The 13863-nt window shown below is 28.9% G+C and carries 14 protein-coding genes; 9 read left to right on the plus strand and 5 right to left on the minus strand.

Features of this window, described 5'->3' with window-relative positions; genetic code table 11:
- Window positions 1-12: 12 nt before the first annotated feature.
- Window positions 13-864, minus strand: a complete 852-nt coding sequence (folP, locus tag K5790_RS09770) for a dihydropteroate synthase (protein WP_297594611.1) — start codon at window positions 862-864, stop codon at window positions 13-15.
- Window positions 865-898: 34 nt separating this feature from the next.
- On the opposite strand from folP, the gene K5790_RS09775 reads away from it, so the two are divergent.
- From K5790_RS09775 to K5790_RS09790, 4 genes are read left to right on the plus strand one after another with little or no spacing between them, the layout of a single operon-like run.
- A complete protein-coding gene (locus K5790_RS09775) occupies window positions 899-1633 on the plus strand; it encodes a 6-hydroxymethylpterin diphosphokinase MptE-like protein (RefSeq protein WP_297594767.1) in 735 nt (244 codons plus the stop codon).
- Between the two features lie 35 nt (window positions 1634-1668).
- Window positions 1669-2247, plus strand: a complete 579-nt coding sequence (locus K5790_RS09780) for a hypothetical protein (protein ID WP_297594612.1) — start codon at window positions 1669-1671, stop codon at window positions 2245-2247.
- Between the two features lies 1 nt (window position 2248).
- A complete protein-coding gene (gene guaA, locus K5790_RS09785; protein WP_297594613.1) occupies window positions 2249-3772 on the plus strand; it encodes a glutamine-hydrolyzing GMP synthase in 1524 nt (507 codons plus the stop codon).
- 8 nt (window positions 3773-3780) lie between these two features.
- On the plus strand, window positions 3781-4134 hold the full coding sequence (locus K5790_RS09790; RefSeq protein WP_297594614.1) for a hypothetical protein: 354 nt from the start codon (window positions 3781-3783) through the stop codon (window positions 4132-4134).
- 145 nt (window positions 4135-4279) lie between these two features.
- Here the strand turns inward: K5790_RS09790 and K5790_RS09795 are convergent, their stop codons facing one another.
- Complete coding sequence (locus K5790_RS09795; RefSeq protein ID WP_297594616.1) at window positions 4280-4714, minus strand: hypothetical protein; 435 nt, start codon at window positions 4712-4714, stop codon at window positions 4280-4282.
- A 152-nt stretch (window positions 4715-4866) separates the two neighbouring features.
- Here K5790_RS09795 and K5790_RS09800 point away from each other — a divergent pair, with 152 nt between their 5' ends.
- Together K5790_RS09800 and K5790_RS09805 are read left to right on the plus strand one after the other, a co-directional pair.
- The gene (locus K5790_RS09800) at window positions 4867-6804 is read left to right on the plus strand and encodes a CDP-glycerol glycerophosphotransferase family protein (RefSeq protein WP_297594617.1); all 1938 of its coding nucleotides are present in this window, start codon (window positions 4867-4869) and stop codon (window positions 6802-6804) included.
- Window positions 6776-8458, plus strand: a complete 1683-nt coding sequence (locus tag K5790_RS09805) for a hypothetical protein (RefSeq protein ID WP_297594619.1) — start codon at window positions 6776-6778, stop codon at window positions 8456-8458. Before K5790_RS09800 ends, K5790_RS09805 begins: the two co-directional genes overlap by 29 nt.
- A gap of 8 nt (window positions 8459-8466) precedes the next feature.
- On the opposite strand, the gene K5790_RS09810 is transcribed toward K5790_RS09805, so the two are convergent.
- Together K5790_RS09810 and K5790_RS09815 are read right to left on the minus strand one after the other, a co-directional pair.
- Window positions 8467-9177 (minus strand): PIG-L family deacetylase, encoded by a 711-nt coding sequence (locus K5790_RS09810; protein WP_297594621.1) that lies wholly within the window; start codon window positions 9175-9177, stop codon window positions 8467-8469.
- A complete protein-coding gene (locus K5790_RS09815) occupies window positions 9174-9836 on the minus strand; it encodes a formyltransferase family protein (RefSeq protein WP_297594622.1) in 663 nt (220 codons plus the stop codon). The genes K5790_RS09810 and K5790_RS09815 overlap by 4 nt, the downstream gene beginning before the upstream one ends.
- Before the next feature lie 72 nt (window positions 9837-9908).
- Here K5790_RS09815 and K5790_RS09820 point away from each other — a divergent pair, with 72 nt between their 5' ends.
- From K5790_RS09820 to K5790_RS09830, 3 genes are read left to right on the plus strand one after another with little or no spacing between them, the layout of a single operon-like run.
- Window positions 9909-10370 (plus strand): GNAT family N-acetyltransferase, encoded by a 462-nt coding sequence (locus tag K5790_RS09820; RefSeq protein ID WP_297594623.1) that lies wholly within the window; start codon window positions 9909-9911, stop codon window positions 10368-10370.
- 43 nt (window positions 10371-10413) lie between these two features.
- Window positions 10414-11451: an N-acetylneuraminate synthase family protein gene (locus K5790_RS09825; protein ID WP_297594625.1), complete on the plus strand. Its 1038-nt coding sequence runs from the start codon at window positions 10414-10416 to the stop codon at window positions 11449-11451.
- Window positions 11444-12760, plus strand: coding sequence for an HAD-IA family hydrolase (locus K5790_RS09830; protein ID WP_297594627.1), 1317 nt, complete (start codon window positions 11444-11446; stop codon window positions 12758-12760). The genes K5790_RS09825 and K5790_RS09830 overlap by 8 nt, the downstream gene beginning before the upstream one ends.
- Here the strand turns inward: K5790_RS09830 and K5790_RS09835 are convergent.
- Window positions 12753-13841, minus strand: a complete 1089-nt coding sequence (locus K5790_RS09835) for a DegT/DnrJ/EryC1/StrS aminotransferase family protein (protein WP_297594629.1) — start codon at window positions 13839-13841, stop codon at window positions 12753-12755. The two genes, K5790_RS09830 and K5790_RS09835, sit on opposite strands and share 8 nt — an antisense overlap.
- Between the last annotated feature and the right edge of the window lie 22 nt (window positions 13842-13863).

Here is a 13863-nt window from a genome sequence, read left to right on the forward strand (position 1 = left end):
TAAGCCTTTGTGTTAAGATTTGAGTTTAGAGGCAATTCTTATCGCATCCTTTGATGCTTGGATGTTGTGTGTACGAATGATATCAGCCCCATTAATAACAGATATTGCTTCAGCGGCAATAGATCCAAACAATCGATCAGATGGATCTTTTTGTGATAAAATATTTCCAATAAAAGATTTGTTTGATACTGAGATCAACATAGGAAAATTTTGTTTTATTGACTGTAAATTTTTGATTGTAGTAAGATCTCGTTTTACCCAATCAGATTTTATTTTTGTAAAAAATGGACCTTTTCCATTTTTTCTAAAAAATCCTATAGCTGGATCTAATACAATTTTTTCTGTAGGGACATGAGATTTTTTTGCAATTTTAATACTTTCATTTAGAAGTTTTTTTGTTTCAGTTATGAAGTTTCCAGATAGTATATTTTTGCTAAAAGCACATAAAATTAAGGATGGCGAATACTGAGAAATCACATTTTGCATATCTTTATCATATTTTAAACCTGAAATATCATTGATTATCTCAACTCCGCATTCTAATGCATTTCTAGCAACATTAGATCTACATGTATCAATTGAGATAGGAAGATTTGATGAATTTTGAATTACATTGATTGCATCAAGAATTCGTTTAGATTCTATTTTTTCGCTTACAATAGTTGAAAGATATGGAGCAGTAGACATACCTCCAATATCAATAAAATCTGCTCCATCTGATTCCATTTGTTTTACAACATTTTTGATTTGAGATTTGCTTGAAGAGATTGATTTTTTGTAAAAGGATTCAGGACTTGTATTAAGAATACCCATTATTCTAATAGGATTCGCACCTCCAACCTTTACATTTGCTAGTTTTGCCACATGATTTATGAAAAACCAACTCAATTTGAGTGATATGATGATTTTAGGTTGGAAAAAGAGGTATTCTGAGATTTTAAAAGAATTTAATTACAGTGAAAAAAAGGATAATGAATCAGCTAAAATTCTAAACTCTATTCTAAAAAATAATAAAATTGATGAAAAAATTTGCAAATTAGTTAAGGGCAAAACAGTTTGTGTAATTGGTTCTGGACCATCTTTATCAGATGCAATTACAAAATTAAAAAATTTAAAAATTGTAAAGATTGCAGCAGATAGTTCTGTAAATCTACTTTTAGAGAATAGAATAATTCCAGAAATTGTAGTTACGGATTTAGATGGTGATATTGGATCTTTTAAAAAAATTGTAAAAACAAAATGTGTTTTTGTTGTTCATGCACATGGTGACAATATTAAAAAATTAGAATTTGTAAAAAAAATTAAAAATTGTATTGGTACAACTCAAACAAAACCATTTGGTAAAATTAAAAATTTTGGAGGGTTTACAGATGGAGATAGAGCTGTATTTCTTGCAAATCATTATGGAGCAAAGAAAATTATCTTATTTGGAATGGATTTTGGAGATAGGATAGGAAAATATTCACAAACAAAGAAGGCAGAAAGAAAAACAAAATTAAGGAAATTAAAAAGAGGAAAATCCCTTTTGGAATGGCTGTCAACAATAACAAATTCAGAATTATTTACTACTTCAAAACCAATAATGGGATTCAAGAAAATATCATACAAAGAAGTTGATACTATAATTACCTAGAATGCATTTAATACCCATATCCCATTTACAAAATTATGAAATTCTCAGAGGAACAGGTGAAGGAGATTGTTGCTCTAAAAGAAAGTTTGATCGAACAAATAGATAGACATCAAGAATCGATTGAAATGCTTGAGAAAAACATTTCTACTTTAGATCTATTCTTAAAAGACTCCAGTTTTACTAAAGCCTCACAGTTAGCATCATCAAAAAGGCCAGAAGATCAGAGTAAAACGGAGATTGTTGAGAAACCAATAGTGAATTTAATTCCTATTAAAAGAGGAAACGATGGAAAAGTTCTTGCAAATGCATTTGTTACACCAGAACAGGTATCCATAATTTTATCAAATGAAATTGAAATAAATGCCGATACGCCACCTTTCAAATCATTCTTTTTAGATAGAATAATTGGAGAAATGAAAAAGAAAGACTCCATTGAAGCAGAAAATGGAAAAATCCAAAAAGAATCAATAATTGATTATATAATTAACAAGAAGGGTTCAGACATTAGAGAAATAATTATCAAAAACTACAGACAAAAAGAAAGAGTTACTGAGTTAATTAACACCGCAGGCTGGTCATTAACTCGAATGCTTGAAAATATTAACAAGGGATAGAATGGACAAAATACTAGTTTTAGATTTTGGTTCGCAGTATAGTCATCTAATTTGTAGAAGAATTAGAGAATTTTCAGTCTATGCTGAACTTGTTCCTTTTGATATTAGCTATGAAGAAATTCAAAAACATAATCCTAAAGGAATTATTTTTTCAGGAGGCCCATCAAGTGTGTATAATCCAGATGCGCCTATTCCAGAAAATAAAATTTTTGAGATGAACTTGCCATTGCTAGGGATTTGTTATGGACATCAGTTAATTGTAAATAAATATGGCGGCAAAGTAAAGAGAGCAAATAAAGAATACGGTTCATCACTTCTAACAATTGATAATGATTCAGATCTGCTTAATGGGGTAGGTGAATCAGTTAGAGCATGGATGAGCCATGGTGATGAAGCAGAAGAAATACCACCAGGATTTCAAGTAATAGGTCATACCGAAAGTGCAAAAGCAGCAGCAATTTCATCAAAAGAAAAATCTGTATTTGGAATTCAATTTCATCCTGAAGTTGTACATACAGAACAAGGAACAGAGATTCTCAAGAATTTTGTGTTAAAGGTTTGTAAAGCAAAACAAGACTGGACAATGGAAGGCTTTATCGATACCGCTGTAGCAAAAATTTCCCAAATTGATGGAAATGTCCTATGTGGTGTTAGTGGAGGTATTGATTCCACGGTAGCTGCATTGTTAATTCATAAAGCAATAGGAGATAGACTAAAGTGTGTTTTTGTAGATAATGGGTTACTTAGATTAAATGAAGAAAAAGAAATTGAGGTAATGTTCAAAGATAATTTTAAAGTTAATTTTACTGCGGTTAATGCCAAAGAGCAGTTTCTTGGAAAATTAAAGGGTGTAAAAGATCCTGAAGAAAAAAGAATGATTGTAGGTGAAGAATTTATTCATGTTTTTACTGAATTTGCTGAAAAAAATGGTCCATTCAAATGGTTAGCTCAAGGAACTTTGTATCCAGATGTAATTGAGAGTGGAGTTTCTAAAGGCCCTGCAGCAGTAATTAAATCGCATCACAATGTTGGTGGTTTGCCAGATTGGCTAAATTTAGAAATTCTAGAACCACTAAGAGAACTTTACAAAGATGAAGTAAGGAAGATAGCTAAAATCCTAAATGTCCCTGAAAAACTTTTCATGAGACATCCATTTCCAGGACCAGGTCTTGCAGTTAGAATAATTGGCGAGATAACTCCAACGAAATTAAATATTGCAAAGATAGCCAGTAAAATTGTTGAAGATGAGTTAATGGAGGCTGGATTATATGAAAAGGTTTGGCAGGCATATGCAGCAGTTGGAGATGATAGGGCAGTAGGTGTTGTTGGTGATGAGCGAAAGTATGGCAATATTGTAATGATCAGAGTTGTTGATTCAATTGATGCAATGACAGCAGATTGGACTAGACTTCCTCATGGTTTACTAGAAAAAATGAGTAACAGAATAACAAATGAGATTGAAGATGTAACTTGGGTAACTTACACAATTTCAAGTAAACCTCCGGCAACCATTGAACCTCAATAGTGATCGATATGGAATACGAAAAAATTTGTGATGAAATACTAGAAGCAGATAAAAAAATTAGATATGTCGGCATTTATGATTATGGAGAACTTTATGATAAAATGAGAAATGGAATAAAAAGTCATTTATCAAGAGAAGAAACAGAATTATCATTATCACAAGCAGTGTATCGCTGGTCTACAAGAAAGAAAACAGCAGATAAGATAGGGAAACCAATTTTTGCATTAGCTAAATATGAAAAAATTTATCGACTAACAATTCCAATTGGCGGGGCAGGATTGATTCTGATTAGTGCAGAACTAGATTCAGATGTACTTGGAATAGTTGAAAAGATTTTAGAAATCAAAAATAAATATCCCTAAAATTTTAAAAATAGGAATTTTCATTTTTCAGACACGTGTGTTAAAGTAAAAGATGTATATCAAACAATTTTTTGTTCAGTAGAATTAGGAGTAAATTCAACTCCTGTTAATGAGATTGATTTTATTAAACAAAAATTAGAATAAGTTATTTTTTATTAGTTTCATCATCAAACATCAAATCTTCTTTTTTATGTCTTTTTAAAATATTATCTAAATAAGTTAACATCCTTTTATTTTCTTCAGGAGTTGTTTCTCCTTGAATTAATCTAATCTGGTATCTTAAAATCCATACAATTGGCCAGTTTTCTTGTAAACCAACTTCTGCCTCAACCACATATTGTTTTCTTCTGTGATAATATCCAATGATCATTGCAACCGGAATATAAAAACCGATAAAGACCAAAGCAAAAACTATCGTATTATCAAAAAAGTCACTTAAAAATGGTGCTTTTTTAACTGCAAAATTATAACCGATTAGAATAAAATTTGTAAAGGACATTACAAAAGCTAAGTAAAGTCCATGACCATTTCTAAAATCTAACCAACGTCTTCTAAAAAAATGACCTGTGATATTAGACATATTATGAAAAAGATAACATTTGATAATACCTATCATATCTATAATTATTAGCTTGATTATCTTTGAAATTAAACTTGGGAAAAGTGATTTTGTAATGTTTTTTTATATATACACAATTTAATCATTATAATACATACAGGTTACTGAAATCTATGAATAATAATTTAGTATTTATTTTTGAAGAAAAAAATGCACTAGAATTTGTTAAAGATATAGATTCAAAGGAAAAAATTTTGATTGTATGCAAAAATGAAAAATTGAAGAATTTTTTTGAGATAAAAGGATACCAAAGCACAACATTATCATCTTATTCAAAATATGGTGACAATGAAAATGAAAAAGCAATTGCATGGCTTAAAGATTGGGCAGATATACCTATTTTTAATAATAAAAATTTTAAAGAATTACTTACCTTTGAGGGTTTAACAATTTTTTGGTTTTTAGAAAATCGTTTTTTTTTATATAGAATAAAAAATTTAATATCAGATATTGAAAGAATTAAGAATTTATTAAAAATTGAAGAGCCAAAAAAAATTTGGATTAAAGGAAATAGGGATATCAATCATATAATTTCAGAATTATGTGGTAAAAAGATTCAGAAGACAGAAATAACTAATTTAGAAAATAATGGGAAAAAAATAGAATTGAACATATTAAAATTAATTATACTAAAAATATTTCGTGGGTTATTTCCTTTTTCAATAAATAAAAAATTTAATGAGTCATCTATAATGATTCTTACTGAGCTTGGGAATTGGAAAAAAGAGTATGATAATTTAAGGAAGGAGTATGCATGGAATGATACAATTTTTGGAGGGATTATTAAAAAATTCAACTCCAAGGATGTTGTTCTTGTAGATTATGAAAATAATCCCAAAAATCTGATTCAATCATTTTTTATTAACAGATCTAGACAAAAATCAATGGGGGTGGAGGTTATTCCATGGGAAAGATTTCTTACAATTTCTATGATTTTAAGAGCTAGAGAACAGCATAAAAAAATTCTAGTTGTGTGGGAAAACTGCAAAAATACAGAGAAATTTCACAATTCATTAACATATGATGGAATTTCTCTTTATAAAATTATCAATGAAGATATTGAACAGTTGTTAAGAGAGTTGAAGGCTTTTGTTGCTACTGGAATGATATTGGCATCAAAAAAAATTATTGAAGTTAAGAGACCTTCAGTTATATTGATGCACGATGAATATGGTTCTTTACAATTATCAATCATTAATGCTGCAAAAAAAGCACACATTCCAACTGTATCAATTCAACACGGAACAATTTTTGAAGGGATCTTACCCTATGTTCACAAAGAAGAGCACATCACTGGTAAAAACAAGGACATACTTTTTCCATTGCCAGATAAAATGTGTGTGTGGAGCCAAAATAGCAAGAAAATTCTTTCAGAAAGTGGAAATTTTCCAACTGAAGCACTCATAGTCACAGGAAATCATAGGTTAGACTTTTTGAAAAATGAATTATCTGACTCAGAGCAAGAAAAAATCAGCGAAAATCTAGACATCAAAAAAAATAAAAAAATAATCACATTGATTTCAGAAAATCTTCCAGATTTCACAGAAACAAAAGAAATAGTAAATGCGGTAATTTGTTACATAAAGAAAAATCACGAATTAGAATTGATTATAAAACTACATCCATTAGAGAAAAACGCTAGGTTTTATCAAGAAGTTATTAATGAAAATAAAATAAAAAATTGTAAGATTGTTGAAAATGGGAATCTATATGAAATATTAAAAATTTCAGATTTAGTGATTGTGTCATATTCGACGGTAGGATTAGAAGCAATGAGATTGAAAAAACCTGTAATTGCAATGGATTTATTTTCGGCACATACAGAAGTACCAACAATAAAAAATGAATTAGCATTTGTGATCAGAGATAAAAATGAATTGCCCAATACGATAGAAAAGATTTTGGAAAAGAACAATATAGAAACAAAATTAGAAAAAGCTCAAGAATTTGCTGAAAAAGAACTAGGAATTATTGATGGAAATTCATCAGATAGACTAATTACAGAACTAAAGGAATTAAAAAATGAAAAAAATCATAATTTTAGGCAATAGTCAGAAATTAGACACTATTTCACATTTAGAAAATGTAAATGGCGTTGTGACTTTTGATTTATCTGTAGAATACGAAAAAATTGAAAAAAATATTCCTGTAATTTATTTTCACAGATTTGCTCAAGAGAAAAATAATTGGGCACGAATTAATTCAAGAGCTCAGAAATGGTTAAAGGAATGGCATAAAAAGAAGCTCGAAAATGGAAAAACTATTTTAGAGTTATTCAAATTTCAAGAGCTTTCGCTTTGGTGGATAATATCAAACTTTCTATGGACTGAAAAAGAAGGAATTTTTGAATCTATTTATTATTTTGAAACATTAAATGATTTACTAAAAACATACAATCCAACTCAAATTGAAATTATAGGAAAGTTTGATTATCCCATTTCAAAAATTTTGAAATGTTTTCAATCAAAATATAGTTTTGAATTATTAATTAGAAAATCAGTTATAGACACCAGAAACGTCAAAACGTCTAGAATATTGTATTTAATTGATATTTTAAAAATGAAAATAATTTCAATAGGTAATAAAAAACCAATTGTGATTTTTTCTGAAAATTCAAATCAATGGTATTTCAGAGGATTAGAGGAATTTTTTAAAAATAACTCGTCAAAGATTGAATTTATTTCAAATAAAAATTTCACAAAATTTTTTCCCACAATATTTTTGTTAAAAAGAAAATCGATAGAGAGAAAAATTCAGAAAAAAATTATTGAGTTGGAAAATGAAAATGAGTTTAGAGAAACATGGAATTTTGAAGGAGTTGATGTATATCCGATGATCCAAAACTTGTTTAGGGAAAAACTTCCAATGTACATATTTTTAGCAAAACTAGAATTACTATCTGCAGAAAACTTTGCAAAAAAATACAAACCAAAAAAGATAGTAACAACAGATATGTTAAATTTAAGAGCAAAAGCATTAGCGTATACATTTAGAAATTCAAAAACACGAGTGATAGCATTACAAGTTGGACACAAAGCTAAAAATCCCATTATAGATGGAAATTTAATTCATGAAGATTATGATCAAAGATTACTTCCAGAGTTATTCGTATGGGGTGAATTTTACGAAGAATTATTTTCGGAATGGGAATATCCAAAATTAAAAATTACAAATGTAGGATTTTTTATGGCAAGAAAAGGAAAAAAGCTACAGTTAGGAGAATATATTTTATTTTTAGCAGCGGCAAATTTTGGCAAATATGATTACATTCACAGATTTGATGATGAAATTTTTACGATTAAAAAAATTCGAGAGAAAACACCATCCTCAATAAAGATTATCGTAAAACTTCATCCTACACATCCGTTAAATGTTTATGAAAAATTTTTGAAAAATGAAAAAGGTGTATTAATTACCAACGAACATGATATTTATGATCTAATAGAAAATTCAAAAATAATCGTCGCAAAATTTACGACTGCTGTACTTGATGCAATTACAAAATGTAAACCGATTATTTTAGTAAATTTTGGAAATAATTCAGATTTTATGGGAATAAATGACTTGCCATTTGCTCACAATCCAGAAGAGTTTCAAGTTTACTTAGAAAAACTTTTTGAAAATGATGAATGGCATATTAATTCAAGGAAAAAATTTTTTCCGATTGGACAAACCAAGAAATTAGTTGAAGAATTACTAAAATAGATTAAAATTTAAATTAATTTTCTTACCAAAGAAAATGCTTCTGCTGCTTTATAACCAGATACTGTACCCCAACGTTTTGCGTATGATTCTAAAGACTCTAAAGAACGTGGATGTGGAAAACTTCGAATTTCGTTTTTGTATGCTTTCATGGCTTTTAGTTTAATTTTGAGTTCTTTTGTGATATCTACGAAAATATTTGGAGAGAAAACATTAGGAAAATTCCATTCTGATGATGAAGGTACTTCAAATGTGATAACTTCACAAACAGAATTTGAGAAATTTGGTCGGGTTGCAGTTAAAACAGAATTATACAATATACGATGATCAATATTGATATCAATATTTGAATGAGTATAGATTGAATTTGGCTTAAATTCTTTAATTGAATTTTCTATTGATTTTGTAATTTTCAAATTTGAAACAGTATCCATTTCATTATCGGGAAAATCAAAAAAATCAACATTATCAGATCCTAAAATTTTTGCAGCTTTTATTGCATCATTTTTTAATAGTTTGATTTGTTTAAGCATTTCTTGATTTAAGACTGGAGTGCTCTCATATTTTGATTCATTTTTGTAATTATCAGAACGCCTGGCAGATATACCCGTTGCCATAATGAGAATTTTTACATCATGTCCAGATTTTGTAAATTTTGCAATTGTTCCACCCATTCCAAGGACTTCATCATCAGGATGTGCAGCAATTACTAAAATTTTCATTCTATGCTAACCTCACAGTGTAGATTTTTACCATCAAAATTTGCATTCTTAAAGACAATCTTTCTTTTGCCAATTTTAATAAAGGCATTTGGGTATGGATCAGATAACATCCTGATAAAATTATACAAGTAAAGCTTTGAAAAATTAAGATTTTTCAGTTCGCTTTGTTCTGGGAGTCTTCTTTTGAAAACTGTTGGGTGTCCATTTTGTTTTCTTCTACTGAATTTTCCATTGATAATTTCAGAGATGATTTTAAAATCATTTTCTATCATACGATCAAAAATTTCATCAATTGAGCCTTCTAATGAGAGATCTTTTTGAAGTAAGATATCACCAGAATCTAATTTTTCATTCATGATAAAAGCCGTTGATTTTGTTTTTGTGATTCCACGAATTATTTGGTTTTGTAATGGACTTCCTCCTCTGAATTTAGGTAGATTTGATTCATGAATGCAAACACATGAAAATGTGTTTACAATTTTAGAAGGTATTATCCAAGACCAATCAGGAAAAAATATGTATTTTGGTTGAATTTGTTCAAGATATGAAAAGGTAAGAGTTTTAGGATTTTCCAATAGAATAAAGGATTTGTATTTCTTTGACAGCTTCACAAATAATTTTTTGGCCCAATCTCTGTGAGCACACAAAACATATTTCATTAATTTATGTTCAAATAACCTTTTTTTGAACCCTTCGTTTAAAAATCATTAAAATGAACTGTTCTTAGTAAAATGAAAAGAATTTCTCTAAAGAAAGTAAATGAGAACGACTGGGAAATATTAACATCAATAAGAAATGAACAGGACAATAGAGATGCAAGTATTAATTCAAAGGTTTTTTCTATTTTGGGATATAAACAATACATAAAGGATCAATTACAGGAATCAAGGAAAAACAGGCATTGGTCAATCTGTCTAGATGGAAAGATAATTGGACATGCTAAGATAATAAATCAAGAACTCGGATACATCATATCAAAAAAATTTAGAAACAAAGGAATTGGTACAAAAGTTATAAAGAAATTATTTAACGAAGCTGCAAAATTAAAATTTTCGAAAATTTATGTAATTGTTAAAACTGATCAACCAATAGCTCTTTGGTTTGCTTTAAAAAATGGATTTCATATGATAAATCTGAAAAAAGATAAAAAAAAGATAATTGCATATAAACTTCTTAAAAAAATTAAGGAATAGATTGAAGAATGAAAATTTATAATTCAGAGAAGGGAAAGGTATCTTGAAGAAGAGAACATTCATTATTGCTGAAGCAGGTTCCAATTGGAAATTAGGTGATTCAAATAGGGATCTAAAAATGGCCAAAGTGTTAATTGAATCTGCCAGTAATGCCGGCGCAAATGCAATAAAATTTCAAACATACAAATCAGAATCAGTTTATGTGAAAAATGCAGGTAGTCCAAGTTATCTATCAAAAGCTGGCATAAAGGAATCCATTGGAGATATTTTTGATGATTTATCTATGCCACATAAAATAATTCCAGAATTGGCAGATATTTGTAAATCTTTTAACATAGAATTTATGTCAACACCATTTTCAGTTAATGATGCAAAAGCATTAGATCCATATGTTAAAAGACATAAAATTGCATCGTATGAAATATCGCATAGTAGACTAATTGAATTTGTAGCTAAAACAAAAAAACCACTATTACTCTCTACAGGTGCTGCAACAATGGATGAAATTGAGTGGGCATTAAATCATTTTAAAGAAAATGGAGGCTCTGATATCACACTGTTACAGACTACTGCGAAATATCCTGCTCCATTTTCATCTCTAAATTTGAAAGTAATCCGAACGTTAAAAGAAAAATTCAATGTAAAAGTAGGTTTTTCAGATCATAGCAGAGATCCCATAATTGCTCCTATATCTGCTGTCTCATTAGGGGTATCGGTAATTGAAAAACATTTTACTTTACACAATAAATTGCCGGGTCCAGATCATTTCTTTGCAGTAACTCCTAATGAATTGGAACAAATGGTAAAAGCAATTCGAAATTGTGAATTAAGCCTGGGTTCAGGTAAAAAAATAATTCAGAAAGAAGAAAAAGAACTTCGTAAATATGCCCAAAGAGCAATTCAAGCAATAAAACCAATAAAAAAAGGTGAAATCTTTAGAGAAAATAGAAATATTGGAATTTTAAGATCTGGGAACCAAAAAAAAGGTATCCACCCAAAATACATTTCTAATGTAGAGGGTAAAAAGGCAAGAAGGAAAATTGAATACGGACAGGGCATTACAGCCGAAGATTATGAATAAAAAAAACGAATGGATAATTTTTGATTTTGATGGAACATTGGTAAACAGTATGAGTGTGATGAAAAAATCATTCAGTATGTTCATGAAATCAAAAAATCTGAAATTTAATGATGAAGATTTCAAAAGATTAGATGGGCCTACACTGAATGAAATAATTTCATATCTTAAAAAGAAATATAGGTTAAAAGAAAAGGAAACAGAATTATATTTACAATATGATAAAATTATTCAAGAAAATTTTAAAGATGTAAAATTATTTCCTGGTAGAAAAAAACTTTTGAGGAATTTAAAAGATAAAGATTACCACATAGGTCTTGTTACATCTGCCAAAGAAAATATTGTTTTTCAATATATCAAAAATAACAATATTCATTCAATCTTTGATTCAATTTTATGTGGTGATAAAATAAAAAAATCAAAACCTAATCCAGAAATTTATGAAAAATTTCTCTCAAATATCAATAAACCTAAGACAGTAATCGTGTTAGAAGATTCTGAAAATGGGATTAAAAGTGCGCGTAAAGTAGGATTGAATTGTATTAATGTGAAAAACAAAACATCTTCAGACATATTGTCTTTAATTGAAAAAAGCAAACAGCATAGTTTTATTGCAAAGGGAGACATCGTGGTAAATCTCAAAAAACATAATTTAGTTTTTTCAAAGGAGATTAAAGGAGAGATTGCAAGAATTTGGAAAGAATTAAAAAATAAAAACAACTCTTTGTTTGATTCCAAGTCGCCAGTTGTTATAGATATAAAAAAAAATAAGACAAAAACAACGATTAATGTTTTTTTTACAGATTATAAAACAATCTTAGCTGATAGAAAGAAGCCAAAACTAGGAATTAAAGTTAATCAGTTAGGAGTAAGTGGAGTCATATTATTAAATGATAACAAACTTGTTTTTGCTAAAAGAGGTAAATTCAGTACAGAATATCCAGGAATGATAGAATTGGTACCTTCAGGAAATATAGATATTTCAGACATAAAAGATAACAAAATCGATTATATTTCAAAGATTAAGAAAGAGTTTGAGGAAGAAATAGGGATTTCAAATAAACAAATTCTCGAAGTTAAACCACTAGGAATTGTAAAAGATAACAAAAACAAAATTTATGACATATGTTGTAGATTAAAAATTAGAATAAATGAAAATGAGTTTTTGCAAAAATTTCAAAATTCTACAGAATATACAAAACCATTTTTAATTGACTTGAAAGAGATCAATACATTCCATAATAAGAACATAGAAAAAATTATTCCAACATCAAATGCAGTAATTGAATATTTTTGTGAAAATTTCAAATGAATTTATTTATTTTTGAGATAATGTAATCTACATCAGAATCAGACAGGTTTGGATGTATGGGAATAGAAACAATTTTTTTGCCAATATTTTCGGTTATTGGCAAGTTTGATGATTTTTTAGCGTAAAGAGACATTTTATGAATCGGGTTGTAGTGAGTTCCTACTTCAATTCCAGATCTATTCATTTTTTCTATGAATTTGTTTCTATTATTAACCTGAATCCAAAATAAATGATAAGAACATGAATTATCAAAAGGCATTTTTTGTTCAGTGTTAATTTGTTTAGAATATTTCTTTGCAAGTTTTTTCTTTTTGGAAATTGAAGTTGCAAGTTTTTTTAATTGTTCTATTCCTATTGCGGCAGAAAATTCATTCATATAAAAATTCCAACCAAGATGAGAAACATCATAATTTGTTCCCTTTCTATTTGATATTCCACACCATCGTAATGACTCAAGTTTTTGTTTATTGTGAATTGTAGATGATTTGTTATTAAGGCAAATAGATCCCCCGTTTGGCATGGCCAAGTTTTTCACAGGATGAAAACTAAAGCATACTGCATCTCCATGCGAACCGATCATCTTTCCATTAAATGAACTGCCAGTTGCATGTGCAGCATCTTCAATCAACGGAATTTTATTTTCTTTACAAATTTTTGATAGTTCTAAAATATTTGAAGGCATCCCTCCGAAATGAACGGTTAAAATTGCGCCTGTTTTCTTTGTGATTTTTGCTCTAACTTTTTTTGGATCTAAGCATAAAGTAGTGGGATCTATATCTACAAACACAGGCTTTGCCTGATTATACAGAGCTGCATGAGCAGTAGATACAAAAGACATAGATGGTACAATAATTTCTTTTCCTTTAACATCATAGAGTGAAAGTGCCAAATGTAATGCTGAAGTACCACTGTTTACAGCAACACATCTTTTACTGCCAACATATTCAGAAAATTTTTTCTCAAAAAGATTTACATTTCCTTGTCCACTGCCTGATGCCCAAAACCGGCTTTTTAATACTCTTGAAACAGCTGTTTGTTCATCAGCATTTATGACCGGATCAAATAGTTTGATTTTTTTCAACTGAATTATACGTGTAGTGACT

This window comes from Nitrosopumilus sp. (assembly GCF_025698945.1).
Classification (GTDB): domain Archaea; phylum Thermoproteota; class Nitrososphaeria; order Nitrososphaerales; family Nitrosopumilaceae; genus Nitrosopumilus.

Coding starts and splice junctions, on each gene's coding strand:
- K5790_RS09790 (WP_297594614.1), top strand. CDS start 3,781: ATGGAATACGAAAAAATTTGTGATGAAATACTAGAAGCAGATAAAAAA.
- K5790_RS09775 (WP_297594767.1), top strand. CDS start 899: ATGATGATTTTAGGTTGGAAAAAGAGGTATTCTGAGATTTTAAAAGAA.
- K5790_RS09820 (WP_297594623.1), top strand. CDS start 9,909: ATGAAAAGAATTTCTCTAAAGAAAGTAAATGAGAACGACTGGGAAATA.
- K5790_RS09805 (WP_297594619.1), top strand. CDS start 6,776: ATGAAAAAAATCATAATTTTAGGCAATAGTCAGAAATTAGACACTATT.
- K5790_RS09815 (WP_297594622.1), bottom strand. CDS start 9,836: ATGAAATATGTTTTGTGTGCTCACAGAGATTGGGCCAAAAAATTATTT.
- K5790_RS09800 (WP_297594617.1), top strand. CDS start 4,867: ATGAATAATAATTTAGTATTTATTTTTGAAGAAAAAAATGCACTAGAA.
- K5790_RS09810 (WP_297594621.1), bottom strand. CDS start 9,177: ATGAAAATTTTAGTAATTGCTGCACATCCTGATGATGAAGTCCTTGGA.
- guaA (WP_297594613.1), top strand. CDS start 2,249: ATGGACAAAATACTAGTTTTAGATTTTGGTTCGCAGTATAGTCATCTA.
- K5790_RS09830 (WP_297594627.1), top strand. CDS start 11,444: ATGAATAAAAAAAACGAATGGATAATTTTTGATTTTGATGGAACATTG.
- K5790_RS09795 (WP_297594616.1), bottom strand. CDS start 4,714: ATGTCTAATATCACAGGTCATTTTTTTAGAAGACGTTGGTTAGATTTT.
- K5790_RS09780 (WP_297594612.1), top strand. CDS start 1,669: ATGAAATTCTCAGAGGAACAGGTGAAGGAGATTGTTGCTCTAAAAGAA.